Annotated in this window: 17 protein-coding genes; 9 read left to right on the forward strand and 8 right to left on the reverse strand. The window is 37.4% G+C overall.

Features of this window, described 5'->3' with window-relative positions:
- Nucleotides 1–269: 269 nt before the first annotated feature.
- The 4 genes from ABVM52_RS02065 to ABVM52_RS02080 are packed head-to-tail and all read left to right on the forward strand — an operon-like array spanning nt 270 to nt 3208.
- On the forward strand, nt 270–827 hold the full coding sequence (locus tag ABVM52_RS02065; protein ID WP_405383229.1) for an RNA polymerase sigma factor: 558 nt from the start codon (nt 270–272) through the stop codon (nt 825–827).
- Nucleotides 824–1387, forward strand: coding sequence for a hypothetical protein (locus ABVM52_RS02070; protein ID WP_405383231.1), 564 nt, complete (start codon nt 824–826; stop codon nt 1385–1387). The genes ABVM52_RS02065 and ABVM52_RS02070 overlap by 4 nt, the downstream gene beginning before the upstream one ends.
- A complete protein-coding gene (locus ABVM52_RS02075) occupies nt 1368–2459 on the forward strand; it encodes a hypothetical protein (RefSeq protein ID WP_405385090.1) in 1092 nt (363 codons plus the stop codon). Before ABVM52_RS02070 ends, ABVM52_RS02075 begins: the two co-directional genes overlap by 20 nt.
- Nucleotides 2460–2482: 23 nt before the next feature.
- A complete protein-coding gene (locus ABVM52_RS02080; RefSeq protein WP_405383233.1) occupies nt 2483–3208 on the forward strand; it encodes a head GIN domain-containing protein in 726 nt (241 codons plus the stop codon).
- Between the two features lie 54 nt (nt 3209–3262).
- Here ABVM52_RS02080 and ABVM52_RS02085 read toward each other — a convergent pair whose 3' ends face one another.
- The 4 genes from ABVM52_RS02085 to glgB all read right to left on the reverse strand — a co-directional run bounded on the left by ABVM52_RS02085 (nt 3263) and on the right by glgB (nt 9858).
- The gene (locus ABVM52_RS02085; RefSeq protein ID WP_405383235.1) at nt 3263–4582 is read right to left on the reverse strand and encodes an MFS transporter; all 1320 of its coding nucleotides are present in this window, start codon (nt 4580–4582) and stop codon (nt 3263–3265) included.
- A 60-nt stretch (nt 4583–4642) separates the two neighbouring features.
- Nucleotides 4643–5452, reverse strand: coding sequence for a M48 family metallopeptidase (locus ABVM52_RS02090; protein ID WP_405383237.1), 810 nt, complete (start codon nt 5450–5452; stop codon nt 4643–4645).
- A 38-nt stretch (nt 5453–5490) separates the two neighbouring features.
- Nucleotides 5491–7893, reverse strand: coding sequence for a glycoside hydrolase family 31 protein (locus ABVM52_RS02095; RefSeq protein WP_405383239.1), 2403 nt, complete (start codon nt 7891–7893; stop codon nt 5491–5493).
- Between the two features lie 69 nt (nt 7894–7962).
- Nucleotides 7963–9858 carry a 1,4-alpha-glucan branching protein GlgB gene (glgB, locus tag ABVM52_RS02100; RefSeq protein ID WP_405383241.1) on the reverse strand — a complete coding sequence of 632 codons (1896 nt, stop codon included), beginning with the start codon at nt 9856–9858 and terminating at the stop codon, nt 7963–7965.
- Nucleotides 9859–10034: 176 nt separating this feature from the next.
- Between glgB and ABVM52_RS02105 the strand changes: the two genes are divergently transcribed.
- The 4 genes from ABVM52_RS02105 (at nt 10035) to ABVM52_RS02120 (ending at nt 13147) form a co-directional block, all read left to right on the forward strand.
- Nucleotides 10035–10589, forward strand: coding sequence for a collagen-like protein (locus ABVM52_RS02105; protein ID WP_405383243.1), 555 nt, complete (start codon nt 10035–10037; stop codon nt 10587–10589).
- Nucleotides 10590–10749: 160 nt separating this feature from the next.
- Nucleotides 10750–11247: a peptide-methionine (R)-S-oxide reductase MsrB gene (msrB, locus tag ABVM52_RS02110; RefSeq protein WP_405383245.1), complete on the forward strand. Its 498-nt coding sequence runs from the start codon at nt 10750–10752 to the stop codon at nt 11245–11247.
- Nucleotides 11248–11437: 190 nt separating this feature from the next.
- Complete coding sequence (lpdA, locus tag ABVM52_RS02115; protein WP_405383247.1) at nt 11438–12829, forward strand: dihydrolipoyl dehydrogenase; 1392 nt, start codon at nt 11438–11440, stop codon at nt 12827–12829.
- Between the two features lie 24 nt (nt 12830–12853).
- Entirely contained in the window at nt 12854–13147 is a 294-nt protein-coding gene (locus ABVM52_RS02120) for a DUF3817 domain-containing protein (RefSeq protein ID WP_405383249.1), read from the forward strand.
- Here ABVM52_RS02120 and ABVM52_RS02125 read toward each other — a convergent pair.
- The 3 genes from ABVM52_RS02125 to ABVM52_RS02135 all read right to left on the reverse strand — a co-directional run bounded on the left by ABVM52_RS02125 (nt 13144) and on the right by ABVM52_RS02135 (nt 15383).
- Nucleotides 13144–14301: a PQQ-dependent sugar dehydrogenase gene (locus ABVM52_RS02125; protein ID WP_405383251.1), complete on the reverse strand. Its 1158-nt coding sequence runs from the start codon at nt 14299–14301 to the stop codon at nt 13144–13146. The genes ABVM52_RS02120 and ABVM52_RS02125 overlap by 4 nt on opposite strands.
- A gap of 66 nt (nt 14302–14367) precedes the next feature.
- Nucleotides 14368–14787 carry a type II 3-dehydroquinate dehydratase gene (aroQ, locus tag ABVM52_RS02130; RefSeq protein WP_405383253.1) on the reverse strand — a complete coding sequence of 140 codons (420 nt, stop codon included), beginning with the start codon at nt 14785–14787 and terminating at the stop codon, nt 14368–14370.
- Between the two features lie 77 nt (nt 14788–14864).
- Nucleotides 14865–15383, reverse strand: coding sequence for a hypothetical protein (locus ABVM52_RS02135; RefSeq protein WP_405383255.1), 519 nt, complete (start codon nt 15381–15383; stop codon nt 14865–14867).
- A gap of 114 nt (nt 15384–15497) precedes the next feature.
- Between ABVM52_RS02135 and xerD the strand changes: the two genes are divergently transcribed.
- Nucleotides 15498–16400, forward strand: a complete 903-nt coding sequence (gene xerD, locus ABVM52_RS02140; RefSeq protein ID WP_405383257.1) for a site-specific tyrosine recombinase XerD — start codon at nt 15498–15500, stop codon at nt 16398–16400.
- Here the strand turns inward: xerD and ABVM52_RS02145 are convergent.
- Nucleotides 16397–16921 (reverse strand): hypothetical protein, encoded by a 525-nt coding sequence (locus tag ABVM52_RS02145; RefSeq protein ID WP_405383259.1) that lies wholly within the window; start codon nt 16919–16921, stop codon nt 16397–16399. The genes xerD and ABVM52_RS02145 overlap by 4 nt on opposite strands.
- Nucleotides 16922–16941: the final 20 nt, after the last annotated feature.

The raw sequence follows: 16941 nt of genomic DNA on the forward strand, positions 1-16941 counted from the left end.
TAAAACTTCGGTTAAACTCAAGATAACTACGGTTAAAAAGCATTATTGGACGCTTTTATTAATAATTTAGATAATATTTTCGATGTAATACAGACTACCGATGCTTATCTACCTTTCTCCTGACCCCATACATTTTTTTAAGATCGGTTTTAAAACGACCTTCAAATAGAACTTAATTTTTTCTAAATCATTACACCATTTGCCAAAAAAATTATCTTAAACTGTAACAAAGTAAAAATTACCATATCATTACATAAACCAATCACTTTTTGAGCCAACAAAGAGAACATATTGATAAGCTATTGCAATCCTGCATGGCCGGTAAACAAAGTGCACAGCTAGAAGTGTACAACAGGTATTACAGGGCTATGTACAATACGGCACTAAGAATTGTAAAGAATACTGCCCAAGCGGAAGATATAATGCAAGAATCGTTTTTAAGTGCATTTACGAAACTGCATTCTTTTAAAGGGGAAGTTACTTTTGGAGCTTGGTTAAAACGTATTGTGATCAACAATAGCATTTATCATTATAGAAAGCAACGAAAAAACAACGAAGTTGCTTTGGACGAAGTAATGTACAAGGTCGAAGATTATGACGGAATGGACCCCACTCATGTGTTTACGGAACTAAAGGCTCAAAAAGTGATGGAAACCATGAAGAATCTAAAGGAAAATTACAGAGTGTCTTTGACCTTACATTTAATTGAAGGTTATGATTATGAAGAAATGAGTGAAATAATGAATATCAGTTATGCCAATTGCAGAACCATGGTATCACGTGCAAAAGACAGTCTAAGAAAAAAATTAACAATAGCAAGCCAATGAAAAATGACAATATAGAAGATTTGTTTAATAAACTTCAAGGAAACTGGGATACCCAAGAACCCGAAGATGGGCACCATTTACGGTTTTTGGAAAAATTAAACGCCTCTAATGGTAATAAAACCTTAGTGACCAAAAAGAACAGTTCATGGATTACCATGACTTCTATTGCCGCTGCAATAGCGTTACTTATCACCGTGGGATTTTTTCAAATAAACGATCATAATTCAAAAGAAGAACAGGTTGCCCAAATTTCTCCTGAAGTTTCTAAAACACAGTTCTATTTTGCTAATCTAATAGAGGAGCAAGTAAAAGAATTGCATTCAGAGAAATCTCCGGAAACAGAGAAGATTATCAATGACACCATGCTACAATTACAAAAGTTGCAACAAGATTATACAAAAATGGAACAGGATCTTTTAAATGGAGGTAACAGTAAATTGATACTAAGTGCCATGATAAATAATTTTCAAACAAGAATTGAATTATTGAACGAAGTAATGTCCCAAATAGAAAATATTAAATCAATAAAAAATACATATGATGCGAACTATACTATATAAATATACATGTTTACTTTTTTTAGCATGCTCCTCTTATTTATCTGCCCATACTACAGATTTTGACGGTAAGCATACCAAGGAAAAAACCATAAAAAAAGAATTTAACGTTAATCCTGATGCATTGTTGAAAGTAAGCAATTCATACGGTAATTTAAATATTACCTCCTGGAACGAAAACCGCGTGGTCATTGAGGTCCATATAAAAACCAATGGTAACAACGAAGAAAAGGTTCAGAAAAAACTTGATGACATATCGGTAGAATTTGATGCTACACGTTCCAGAGTCTATGCAAAAACCATATTCAATAAGAGCAACAGTGGTTGGGGCTGGAGCTGGGGCAACAATAACAATGTAAATATGCAGATCAACTATACCATTAAAGTTCCCATAAAAAACAATGTGGACTTAAGTAATGATTACGGAAATATCATCTTGGACAGAATTGACGGACACGCCAAAATATCTTGTGATTATGGCCGTATGGAGTTAGGGGAATTACGAGGCAGAAATAATTACTTGAATTTTGACTATACTTCAAAATCAACAATTGGCTATATAAACAGTGGTGAAATTAGGGCGGATTATTCTGGTTTTACTATTGAAAAAGCAGGAGACCTTAAAGTAAATGCAGATTACACGAATGCAAGCATTGGCCTCATGAAAAACCTTGAATATGTTAGTGATTACGGCAATATGGACGTTGAAGAACTTAATTCCATAGATGGTAATGGCGACTATATTACGGTGAAATTGGGCTTGGTGCATGGAGATGTGTCCATCGTTTCCGACTATGGATCTATTAGAATAGACGAACTTGCTGCGGACGCGGGCAATGTAAGCATACAATCTGATTATACAGGAATAAAAATAGGGTACAATCAACAGTATAATTTTGATTTTGATATTAATACCAGTTACGCCGGTGTTAGTGGCAAGGATGACTTTACGATCAATATCAGCGTAGAAAAATCTTCCAACAAACATTATAAAGGGTTCTATGGAACAAAAGGCAGTGGAAATACCATTACCATAACCAGTGATTATGGAGGAATAAACTTTAATAAAAAATAACCAATCAATTAAAAATGAACATTATGAAAAAACTAATAATTATAGTAGCTGTAGGAATTTTTTCCTACTCCTGTTCCGCCCAGTGGGGGAAAACTATAAAAGGAAACGGTAACAATGTCACTATAGAAAGGACTACAGGCGACTATGATGGTGTAGCGGTCTCTGGCTGGTTTGATGTTGACCTGGTAGCTGGCAATGAAGGTGAAATTACGTTACGAGGAGAAGAAAATTTATTGGAATATATCATTACCGAAGTAAATAACGGTAAATTGGTTATTAAGACGGAAAAAGGGGTGAATTTAAAGACCAGCAACTGGAAATCCGGAATTCATATAACCGTTTCCGTAGAAGAGATAAGTTCCGTAACCATGTCCGGCTCTGGGGATATTGTAGGAAAGACAACGCTCAGCGCTGATAATTTTAGCACGGCAATGTCCGGATCAGGTGATATTACCCTTGACCTTGATACCAATAGTTTATCTGCTACCATGTCAGGATCAGGAGATATGTCCTTAAGCGGCAAAACCACAGATTTTAAAGCCACCATATCTGGCAGTGGAGATATAGAGGCTTACTCCTTAGATGCGGACCATGTAAATGCTACCATATCTGGTTCGGCAGATATACAGGTAACCGCAAAAGAATCCATCAAAGCTAGAGTTTCAGGATCCGGGGATATAAGTTATAGAGGAAATCCAAAAAAAATAGATACCAAAACCTCTGGTTCCGGTGATATTTCCAGAGGATAAAAGAATAATCAAAATAGCGAACAATCACGATTAAAAGGCTCTTATTGGGGCCTTTTATTTTTCCTTTACCCTGACCAATAGGAACATTCCCACCAAGAAAAAAACGCCTAAAAATATGATAGAGCTTCTCATACTACCTGTTCCTTGAGCAATAGCACCATAAATAAAGGTGCCGATAATTATCCCAATTTTTTCAGCTACATCATAAAAACTAAAGAAAGACGTAGTATCTGTGGTATCAGGTAAAAATTTTGAATAAGTAGACCTGGACAATGCTTGAATGCCCCCCATAACCAAACCTACGCATCCCGCCGCAATATAAAAGTCCGTGGGTGTTATTACAAAATAGGCATAGATACAGATGCATACCCATAATGCATTGATGACAATCAAAGTCTTTATATTCCCATATAATTCTGACGCCTTGGCCGTTAGTGTAGCCCCCAAAATGGCCACTAATTGTATGACCAAAATACTAATGATCAGCCCTGTAGTACGTTCAGCATCCGTACCCCATGCAATTTCTTCCTCTCCAAAATATGTTGCTATGAGCATCACGGTCTGTACCGCCATACTATAGACAAAAAACGCCCCTAAATACCTTTTTAACCTTACTTGTTCCCCAAGTTCATTCCAAACTTGTTTCAGTTCCCTAAACCCATTTAATACTATATTGGTCCTCTTACCCGCTTTCTTATAACCTTGAGGAAGGTAATAAAAGCTATATTGGGCAAATAAAACCCACCAAATACCAACGGTTACAAAGGAATATTTCATCGCCTTTATTTCAGCTGCACCAGATTCATCCGTGGTAATACCAAATACCTCTGGACGCATTACCATGGCCAGATTAAACAATAACAATAACACACTACCAACATAACCTAAAGTAAACCCCTTTGCACTAATGGCATCTTGCTGTTTTGGAAAAGCTACATCTGGTAGGTAAGAATTATTAATGGCAAAACTCACCCAAAAACCTACAAGACCAAAAAAATAGCATAGTAAACCAAAATATATATTTTCCAATGAGAACCAATAAAGTCCTACACAGGAGAGTCCGCCCAAGTAGCAGAAAAATTTCATGAACACCTTTTTGTTCCCTAAATAATCCGCAATACCGGAAACCAAAGGTGTTAATATGGTAATACAAACAAAGGCTAAGGATGTGGTATAACTAATTAAAGGTGCCCTAGCAATCTCACCCCCAAACACAGTTACCTTCTCAATACCGGCAACTCTAAATAAAGCTCCATAAAAAATAGGGAATACCGCAGAAGATATCACCAGACTATATACTGAATTTGCCCAGTCATAAAAGGCCCAAGCATTCAACAATTTTTTACTCCCTTTTAAAACTAGTGTCTTTGTCATAGAAAAATATAAAGCCGTTCATTGCTGAACGGCTTCAATATACAATAATCAGTTTATTTTTTACCTAAATGTGGTCACTCCAAATTTTGCAGCTTCTTCCTTCGCTAAAGGAGCCCAAGCCGTTAAGTTATTGATTCTTGTATCGTTGGATGGGTGAGTACTCATAAATTCCGGCGGAGATTGGCCTCCACTGTTCGCCTTCATTCGTTTCCATAATTTCGCAGCTTCATAAGGGTCATACCCGGCAATTGCCATAATCTGCAAACCAATTCTATCTGCTTCTGTTTCATGACTCCTGCTAAAAGGCAACATGACACCTACCTGTGAACCAATTCCGTATGCCTGATTAAAAAGATTTCTTTTTTGCTCGTCCTGTATGGCAATGTTCCCGGCAACCGCACCAACTTGTTGTAACGTGCCCGCGCTCATTCTCTGCGCACCATGGTCTGCCAACGCATGGGCTACCTCATGGCCCATAACTACCGCAACACCCGTTTCTGTCTGTGTAATAGGCAATATACCGGTATAAAAAACTATTTTTCCACCGGGCATACACCATGCATTTACCGTTTCATCATTTACAAGATTATACTCCCATTTATAATCCTTCAAATAGCCCGGGTATCCGTTTGCGGACAACCAACGCTCTGCTGCTGCAGAAATTCTTTGCCCTACCTTGGTGATCATTTGTGCTTCGCTAGTGCCTTTTACAACTTTATTTTCTGTGAGAAATTGATCATACTGGGCAAATGCAGTAGGGAAAATTTGACTATTAGGATAAAAGTTCAATGTTTTTTGACCCGTGAACGGATTTACTTTACATGCTGAAACGCCTATAAAAACAGCAATTATTAATATTATTTTTTTCATTTTCAAAATTTATGGTTAATGTTTTTCAAAATACAAAGTTATTCATTTCCTGTAATGTGCAATAAAGTAAAGTTTTTGTCTATTCGTAATACATGGTCACTCTCCACCAACAGACAATCTAATTCCATTTCCTCATTATCTACCATTACACTGGTAATCGTAAACGGTAAACCATAAAAACATATCTTAATGTACTGATAATCCGTTTCAAAATCACCATCTTTAAATAGTTGTATGGTTAAGGAATTGTCTTTTCCGGTCAGCTTAAAATTGCTTAATGCATATCTTCCTTTTTTATAATCATAACCGTTAGCAGCATCTTCATAGACTTCAGATGTTTCTGTTCCTTCCTTATAATAAACATCTAACAATAGCTCTTCTAATTTTTTTTCTCCTACAAATTGCTGTACCGGATATTTTGGAATAATGGCACCCGCTTTTACGAATACAGGTATTTTATCCAACTGGGCAATGACCCACTTTTCCTTACCGCCCTCTACTTGTTCCTGGGTCCAAAAATCATACCAATTTCCCCGTGGTATGTACAACCTTCGCCCTTGGGCGTTAGGCTCCTGTATGGGACAGACCAATATTTTTTCCCCAAAAATAAACTCATCCGTTCTAAAATGTGTCTGGCTATCCTCCTGATCAAAAAACACCAGCGATTGTATCATTGGTAAATTTTCTTTTGAATACTTGTAGAACATCGTATATAGATACGGTAAAAGTTGATATCGTATTTCAATGAACTTTCTTACCACTTCCGTAATCTCATTTCCAAACGACCATGGTTCCTGATCACCATGATCCCCGCTAGAATGCACCCTGCAAAATGGATGAAAGATTCCCAATTGTATCCACCTTGCAAAAAGTTCTCCATCGGGTTGTTCTGCAAATCCGCCAATATCTGACCCTACAAATGAATACCCGCTTAAACACATACGTTGTATTTGCACGTTGGCAATCCATAAATGCTCCCAAGTAGCCACATTATCACCGGTCCATGTAGATGAATAGCGCTGTGTACCTGCAAAAGCCGCTCTTGTAATTACAAAAGGTCTTAAAGGATAAACATATTTTTTTACCCCTTCATAGGTTGCCCTTACCATTTGCATTCCATATACGTTATGGGCCTTTCTATGTGTACATGGATAGCCGTCATAATTGTGCCGAGTATCTAATGGGGCCGTTTTAGAAGGCACTTCCATTACGGCGGGTTCATTCATATCGTTCCATACGGCATGAACCCCTAGCTCCGTCATAAATTCCTTATACAGTTCTGCCCACCATTCCCTTACTTCGGGGTTGGTAAAATCGGGAAAATTACACTCTCCGGGCCATACCTTACCATGCATTAACGGCCCATCTCCACGTTTGCAGAAATAATCATTTTCCAATGCTTCCTTATATACCCAATAATCACGATCTACCTTTATGCCCGGATCGATCATGACGACCGTTTTAAATCCATCTTCCTCTAGTTCCGCAATCATACGTTTTGGGTCGGGAAAATGATTTTTATCCCACGTAAAGCATTTAAAACCATCCATATAATCAATATCAAGATATATGGCATCACACGGTATTTGCAGTTGTCTAAACTGTTCCGCTATTTCTTTTACATTACTTTCCGGATAATAACTCCATTTAGATTGGTGAAAACCTAATGCCCACATAGGCGGCAATTCTGGCGTCCCTGTTAGACTGGAATAGGAACTGACTACCTTTGACATTTCTGGACCAAAAATGAAATAATAGTTCATTTCGCCACCATCTGCCCAAAAGCTAGTTACATTTCTTCGCTCTTGTGAAAAATCAAAACTCGTTCTAAAGCTATTGTCAAAAAATATTCCGTACGCGTTACCTTTTGTTAGCCCTACATAAAATGGTATTGCCTTATAAAGGGGGTCTTGCTCTTTGGCATATGCAAATTGGTCCGTAACCCAATTTTCTACCTTTTTACCCTTTAAATTGCTATGCATGGCCTTATCTCCCATGCCGTAGAAACTTTCGCCTGTTTGGGTAATCTTGCTCATTTTTACGGTATTGCCGCCGTATTCATAATTTTCTTCCCAATGAAAACCCAATTCATCTTCATTGATTATGTTTCCGTGCAAGTCTGAAATTTGAATACGCAAGGTCATTTTATCTACCAAGACACTCAGTCTAGCCGTAGTAATGATGTACTCCGTATTGTTTTCTACAATCTCTAATTTGCTATAACCCATTGTACCTTCTGGGTCTATGGCATAGGAAAAATCAGGTTCAAAAATGTGGTTTACTGCATATCTAAACCTAAATACGCTACCTCTTAAAATGGTTATTTGCAACACTACCCCGTTGGCCGTAGTAAAGTATAACTTATCCGTATCTTGGGTAAACTCTACTATATGATTGGGATAAAGATTGCCTTTATATTCAAGTTCGGTATTTGTTATCATGAAATGGTATTAAAAGATATCAAAAACAGCAATCATAAACTTTCTATGAAAAGCTATTAAGGTCCTCTATTATTTTATAATCACCATACCCAATGGCGGAATAGTTATTTCAATAGATTTGCTATGCCCATGTGCGGACTTGGTTACCGTTTTAATCGTTTTATTAACGTTACCGCCACCACCGTATTGTACATCATCACTATTTAAAACTTCTTTTAGCTTTCCTTTTTTGGGTATGCCGATCCTATATTTTTCGCGTGGAATTGGGGTAAAATTACACGCAATTATCAAATCATTTTCCTCATCATGACCTTTACGTACGTAGGTTAAAATAGAATTTTCATGATCACTATAATCTATCCACTGAAAACCTTCTGGACTAAATTGTTTTTCATAAAGTGCCGGAGAATTTTTATAAAAGTGGTTTAAATCCTTCACAAAGCGTTGTATACCTAAATGACCGTCATACTGCAATAAGTGCCAATCTAAACTTTGTTCAAAATTCCATTCTGCAGTTTGCCCAAATTCACCCCCCATAAACGTTAATTTGGTACCCGGATGAGTAAACATATACCCAAACAGCAATCTTAAATTGGCAAATCGTTGCCATTCATCTCCCGGCATTCTATATACCAATGACTGCTTACCGTATACCACCTCATCATGTGAAAATGGCAACATAAAATTTTCGGTAAAGGCGTAGGTCATACTAAAGGTGATATCATTTTGATGATGCCTTCTGTAAATGGGTTCTTTTTGGAAAAATTGTAAGGTGTCGTGCATCCAGCCCATCATCCATTTCATTCCAAATCCTAAACCTCCATGTTCCACAGGTCTGGAAACCCCAGAAAATGCGGTTGACTCCTCTGCTATGGTCTGTACACCTTCATAATTGGTATATACCGCTTCATTCAATTCCTTGATAAACGAAATGGCTTCTAAATTTTCGTGTCCGCCATAAATATTTGGCTCCCACTCCCCATCTTCCCTAGAATAATCTAAATATAACATAGACGCTACGGCATCTACCCGTAAGCCATCTACATGAAATTGGTCTAACCAGAAAAGTGCATTACTGATCAAAAAGGCCCGGACTTCATTTCTGCCATAATTAAATATCAAGCTTTTCCAATCATTATGGTAACCTTTTCTTCTATCTGGATGTTCATATAAATGAGATCCATCAAAATAACCAAGTCCGTGGGCATCTTCTGGAAAATGGGAAGGCACCCAATCTAACAATACCCCAATATCATTTTGATGAAAAGTATCTACCAATAATTTAAACTCTTCTGGCGGACCAAATCTTGAGGTTGGCGCAAAATAACCTGTTAATTGATATCCCCAAGAAGGGTCATACGGATACTCCATAACGGGCATAAACTCTACATGGGTATAGCCCATTTCCTTAACATAGGACACTAAATCATTCGCCAGCTCCTTATAGGTCAAAAATTTATTCTCTTTATTTTTTTTCCATGAGCCCAAATGCACTTCATAAACGGAATATGGCCGATCAAGACCGTTTTTATCCTTCCTATACCCCATCCACTCCTTATCTTTCCATTGGTGATCGGAGGTCCAAATAATAGATGCGGTATTTGGCGGGTGCTCGCTATATCTTGCAAACGGGTCTGCCTTTTCTGTCCAAACATCGTTTATTGTTGATTGTATCTTATATTTATAGATTTCACCCTTTCCTATATTAGGTATAAATCCTTCCCAAATACCACTGGCATCCCACCTAACGTTTAAACGGTGTTCATCTGCATTCCAACCATTAAAATTTCCTATTACCGAAACGGACTTGGCACTTGGGGCCCAAACCGCAAAATATGTGCCCTCTACGCCATCTAAGGTTAAAAGGTGTGATCCCAGTTTTTCATATAGCCGATAGTGCTTACCGCTTTTAAATAAATTGATATCAAAATCGGTAAATAATGAGTGAACTTGGACGTTAGCCATATTATCGCTTATTTTTTTTGTAAAGCTAAACAACTTATGAAGATTGCCTACAAGCTTTGATAATTGTTAAAATTATAAATGTTAATATCCGATTTATATATTACATTACCAAAATTGGAACGCTTTTTGAAATAGAACTTCAAAATAAATTCTTTAACTGGTTAACATACATAATTATGAGAAAAATAAATTTATTATTAGGAGCATTTTTGGCCATATTCTTTATTTCGTGCGAAGGTCCGCAAGGCCCTCCTGGCTTGGATGGGTTTGATGGAGCGAACGGTGAGGACGGAATTAATATTCTTGGACAAGTGGTAGACATTGAAGGATCATTTACACTTGACAATGATTATTCCATATTTTATGAATTTCCACAAAGTATAGAGGTTTTTGAAACCGATGTTGTCCTTGTCTATATACTTTGGGACCAAACCGAAGACGATAACGGAGAGCCTGTGGATATATGGAGGTTGTTGCCACAAACAAGAATTTTAGATCAGGGCTTATTGCAATATAACTATGATTATACATTTTTTGATGTTAACATATTTCTAGAATCAGATTTTGACCTTGAAACACTACAACCTGGTGACACTGACAATCAAGTATTTAGAATTGCGGTTTTACCCGCAGAATCCACAACAGGTAAATTAGATACTTCTAATATTACTTCTGTAATGGCACATTTGGGCATTAACGAGGAAGATGTTCAGAAAATACAAGTAGACTAATTTTTAGTTAAGTAAAGTATTAAAACTAAAATGCCTCTGAATTCTTTTCAGAGGCATTATTTTTGTAATCAGATCAAACCTAAAACCTTTTTAGTTTCTTTACGTATCTATAACACTGAAAGGAGATACTATTTTAACGACTAAAATAAAAAACAGTAAAATGAGATTACATTATATCTGGGCCATAATGGTGCTACTTACAAGTTGCAAAGGCAATTCACAAGAAAAAAAAGAAACATCCCCAAAGCAAGCCGAACAAAAAAAAGAATTCAAAATTCAGAAGACAAAAGCTGAATGGAAAAAGGAATTGACCGATGCGCAATACTATGTACTTAGAGAAGCGGCTACAGAGAACCCTTTTACCAGCGAATTGTTAGACAATAAGGAAAAAGGCACGTATGTCTGTGCAGCCTGTTCCACCCCTTTGTTTAAAAGTGAAACCAAATTTAAATCGGGCACAGGGTGGCCAAGCTTTTACCAAGAAATTGAAGGCAACGTAGCTTATGAGAAAGATTATAAATTTAATACGATAAGAATAGAAGAACACTGTGCCACATGTGGTGGACATTTAGGTCATGTGTTTGAGGATGGGCCAGAGCCAACAGGTCTTAGACATTGCATAAACGGGGTAGCCTTGAAGTTTGTGCCGGAAAAATAAACCAAATTACCAACGGTCAAAATTAGTAAAGACCGGCATGCCAACTATGATATATATCTAATAACATAGCCTACAGTTACATACCTACCGCAATTACAGTATTAACGTCATATTTTTAAAACGTTTTACAAAATCCCGTTTTGGTTTTGTACTTTTGCCCTTCAATTTCAAACATCAAAAAAATCAAAATATGAGCACTTTCGACATTATTGTTTTAGGTAGTGGTCCAGGAGGATATGTTACTGCAATTAGAGCTTCACAATTAGGGTTTAAGACCGCCATTATTGAAAAAGAAAGTCTAGGCGGTGTTTGCTTAAATTGGGGATGTATTCCTACCAAAGCCTTACTGAAGTCAGCACAGGTATTTGAATACCTAAAACATGCCGATGATTATGGGATCAAGGTAGATAATGTGGACAAGGATTTTGATGCTGTTGTAAAAAGGAGCCGTGGCGTTGCCGAAGGAATGAGCAAAGGTGTCCAGTTTTTGATGAAAAAAAATAAAATCGAGGTTATTAAAGGCTACGGAACCCTAAAACAGGGCAAGAAAATTTCCGTTAAGGCCGAAGATGGGTCCGTAACTGAGTACAGTGCCAACAATATCATCATTGCCACCGGGGCAAGAAGTCGTGAGCTTCCAAGCCTTCCGCAAGACGGTAAAAAAATCATTGGCTATAGGGAAGCAATGACCTTGGACAAGCAACCTAAGAAAATGATCGTAGTAGGTAGTGGTGCCATAGGTATAGAATTTGCATATTTTTATAATTCTATGGGCACAGAGGTTACCGTAGTTGAATACTTACCTAATATAGTACCCGTAGAGGATGAGGACGTATCCAAACAACTGGAAAGAAGCTTTAAAAAAGCAGGTGTAAAAATAATGACCTCAGCAGAAGTTACTTCTGTAGATACCTCTGGAGATGGAGTAAAAGCTACCGTAAAAACCGCTAAAGGTGAGCAAATCCTTGAAGCAGACATTGTACTTTCTGCAGTAGGTATTAAAACAAATATTGAAAATATTGGATTGGAAGATGTTGGTATTGCCACTGATCGCGATAAAATTCTTGTGAACGATTTTTATCAAACCAATATCCCTGGATACTATGCCATAGGTGATGTTACCCCAGGTCAGGCATTGGCACACGTAGCCTCGGCAGAAGGTATTATCTGTGTAGAAAAATTAGCGGATATGCATGTTGAGCCTTTGGATTATGGAAACATACCAGGATGTACATACTGTTCACCGGAAATTGCCTCTGTAGGGTTAACCGAAAAGCAGGCCAAAGAACAAGGGTTAGACATTAAAGTTGGTAAATTTCCTTTTTCCGCAAGTGGAAAAGCGAAAGCCTCTGGTGCATCTGACGGTTTTGTAAAAGTAATATTCGACGCAAAATATGGCGAATGGTTAGGATGCCATATGATCGGTGCCGGTGTTACCGATATGATTGCAGAAGCTGTTTTAGGACGTAAATTGGAAACTACAGGTCATGAAGTCCTAAAGGCGGTGCATCCACACCCAACTATGAGTGAAGCGGTAATGGAAGCCGTAGCCGCAGCTTATGATGAAGTAATTCACCTTTAATCAAAAAATTTAATTTAATAAGGCATGTTAAAATTATTTCGAGCAACGGCAATTTTAGAAGGAATCTCCTATTTGGCGTTGTTCGGAATAAGTATGCCCTTAAAGTATTGGGCAGAAATTCCAGGACCCAATAAAATTATAGGCAACGCACATGGTATATTGTTCATTGCCTATATTATCTTAACCGTAATTGTGGGACTCAAATATAAATGGAGCTTTAAAAAACTATTGATTTTTGGCATTGCATCCCTACTGCCATTTGCTACATTTTATGTGGAAGAAAAATACCTAAGAAAGGAAGATTCCTTTCAACACTAATCTGAAATAGTGAACTTGTAAATTTTTCCATCAAAACTACACACATAAAGCTCTTTATCCGCATCTTCTCCAAAAGAGGAAATACTTAGACCAGATTCCATTAACAATTGGTTATTGCCAGATTTATCCAACGCCCATACCCTACCGGAAATAAAATCACCATAGACATAATACCCCTGTAATTCCGACACATTTGTTCCTCTATACACGTACCCACCTGTAACGGATTTATCATTATTCTCATGTCCATATTCAAATAATGGAAGTATTGTTCCATTTGTAGAACAATCAGCATCGTTATAACATGAGGTACCTTCTAAAATATTCCAACCGTAATTACCGCCTTTTTCTATAAGGTTTATTTCTTCTTTTTGGCCTTGACCCACATCACCTGCCCAAATAGTGTTATCCTGGGCATCAATACTAAATCTCCAAGGGTTTCTTAACCCGTAAGCAAAAATTTCTGGACGGGCATTTTCAGTATCTACAAAAGGATTGTCAGAAGGTATGGCATACTCCAGCCCCTCATTTTGGTTATTGACATCTATTCGTAAAATGGCACCCAAAAGGTTCTCCAAATTTTGGGCATTACCGCTTGGGTCACCAGCCCCACCACCATCACCTGATGCAATATATAAGTAACCATCAGTACCAAAGGCCAATTGCCCACCGTTATGGTTGGTTTCCGGTTGGGGTATACGCAAAAGTACAGTTTCACTTGTATCATCTACCCGGTTCTCATCACTATCCGAGACCTTGAACCTTGAGACTACCGCCTCGGCTGCATTTGGGGTATAACACACATAAAGAAACCCGTTGGTGCTGTAATCTGGATGAAAAGCCAATCCTAATAGTCCCAACTCGTTTTCAGTGGCAATGTTTCCGGAAAGGTCTAAAAAAGTAGTCGCTTCTGTTACGGCCTCATCATTATTAAATACTTTTATCATTCCGTCTTTTTCAACAACAAAAATACGATTGCTACCGTCTGTAGGACTTTGAAGATCTAACGGCTTATTGAAGGTTAAATTAGAAAATGCATTTGTAAGTTCTACGGTATTCTGCGGAATTGGTGTAAGGGCCAAATCAGTTTCATCACTACATGAGAAACTTAAAGCAGATATGATGCCAGCAAATAAAATACCTAATCTTTTCATAGTAGTCATTATTTACTACTATGTACGTAATACCAGATTTGAACAGATGTTAAAGAAAGCTAATATTTATTCCTTTAGAAAACTTTGAATGGCCAGGTCATAACTTTTGAGCCCAAAACCTAATATTACTCCGTTGGCACCGGCAGAAATATAGGAAACATGTCTAAAATCTTCCCGTTGATGGGTGTTGGATATATGGACTTCTACAACAGGAGCCTCTACTGCCTTTACAGCATCACCAATACCAACAGAAGTATGTGTATATGCTGCTGCATTTAAGACAATGCCATCATAAGAAAAGCCTGTTTCCTGAATTTTGGAAATTATCTCCCCCTCAATGTTAGACTGAAAATATTCTAATTCCACGTCCTTAAACCTAAATTGAAGCTTTGTAAAATAATCCTCAAAAGTTTCTGCACCGTACACTTCCGGTTCTCTTTTTCCCAATAAATTTAAATTTGGGCCATTGATAATGATAATCTTCATGTACCAAAAGTAACAAATGTTGCTCTAACTATACGTAAGAAATGGTATAAGTATACCTGCAGAAATTGCAAGAAAATTTAACGACGGGTTCTATACTTTGGCTCAAAATTATACACTAAGCCCAAAGTAATGGTGGACCATTTGGCCTGGTCTAAATTTATATTGGTGTAAGAAAGATTTACTTCTGAACTTGAACTTGTTAAATAAGCTATGGTTGGCCTATAATAAACCCCGCCATCATTACCATCATTTATTCCCATGGCCCATCCTGCATTACCACCAAAAGAAAAAGAATTGGACGTCCAGAAACGAACACCTACCGATAGTGGTAAAAATTGAACGGCCTCCAAATCGGAAAGCGCTATAGTGGACTGGTATTTTTCTGCAAAACCGTGAATATAACCAACCGCCGGACCTATGTCCACCACTTCTCCCAACGGGTACATATAAGAAGCGTCTGCCCCTAGCACAACACTTACCGCATCATTAAATTCATTTAACGGTAATCCTGCCTGTACACCCAATTTAAATCCTTCCTGTGCACTTAATTGAAATACCGTTAACACAAAGGAGATGATTATGCCTACTTTTCTCATATGTAATTTATTGATTTTGCTATGTCTTGAACGTTTTCTCATGCATATTATTATATCCGATCCGGTCCAAGCTTTGTACATGCCATAAATTATCAAGATGATTATCTTTAAGCCATGATTTGGAAACATGCCCTTAAAGACTATACGGTTTATTTAAAATTGGAGAGAGGTCTATCTGACAATTCTATACAGGGCTATACAAGGGATATAGAAAAATTAATGATTTTTTTAGATACCAGGTCCATCACCATTGGTCCTTTAGAGATAGATAAGGCTACGGTGCAGCAGTTTGTGTATGAAGTTGCTAAGGTAGTTAACCCTAGGTCGCAAGCACGAATTATATCTGGGCTCAAAAGTTTTTTCTCCTATCTAATTTTTGAGGATTACAGAAAAGATAATCCTATGGATTTAATTGAATCTCCTAAAATAGGCAGAAAATTACCAGATACTTTAGCCGAAAAGGAAATAGACCATCTAATTGGTGCCATAGACCTTGGTACACCAGAAGGGGAACGCAACCGTGCAATTTTAGAAACCTTATACGGATGCGGTTTACGGGTTTCTGAACTAATTAACCTGAAGATATCCGATTTATTTTTTGAGGAAGGCTTTATCAAGGTTACCGGAAAAGGAGACAAACAACGCTTTGTGCCAATTAGTTCTGTAAACATGAAATACATCAATATTTATAGAAATGAAATTAGGGTTCATTTAAATATAAAAGAAGGATTTCAGGATATACTGTTTTTGAACAGAAGAGGGAGACAACTTACACGAGCCATGATATTTACAATCGTAAAAAACTTGGCCCAAGAAACGGGATTACAGAAAAATATTAGTCCGCATACTTTTAGACATTCATTTGCAACCCATTTATTGGAAAATGGTGCAGACCTACGGTCCATTCAACAAATGCTGGGCCATGAAAGTATTACCACCACAGAAATTTACATGCATGTTGACCGTTCTCATTTGGCCGATGTTATGAACACATATCACCCTAGAAAGGAATATTAAAATTTCCACTTGCTACCAACGGTATACACTGACGGCATTTCTATTAAGGTCTCTCCAAACATGCCTATATTACTTTTTTTTAACTGCACATTACTTTTAACCTCTATCATAAAATTTTCATTTACATCATAACCTGCCCCCGCCACAAAACCCAAACGATATGGGGCATTCAAGAGCTCATGCCGTTCAGTAGCTACCTCAACATCCATACCGGATAGAAGGTAAAATTTCTCATTTATGTACCCTTTACCTATAATAGAAGACCTAAACCTCTCCGTATACATATACGTATCATAAAACCCCTGAAGCTCTAATTGTATGCCATTTAAACCATATAGGACCATGAAAGATTTATGTACATCATTATTGGCCGATATGGGATATGAATGACCTGTAATTGAAAAACCAGATAAATTTGATAGGGAATTGGAAACCGGTTGTTCTTCTGTGATTTGAGCAATAATAGAACCAATGGAAAATAATAAGCAGCTCAATAAAATTCCAAGGCTATGAAGTTTCATTTCTGATGGATTTTACTTTG

The sequence above is a fragment of the Maribacter sp. LLG6340-A2 genome (assembly GCF_045057105.1).
In the GTDB taxonomy this organism is placed as follows: domain Bacteria; phylum Bacteroidota; class Bacteroidia; order Flavobacteriales; family Flavobacteriaceae; genus Maribacter.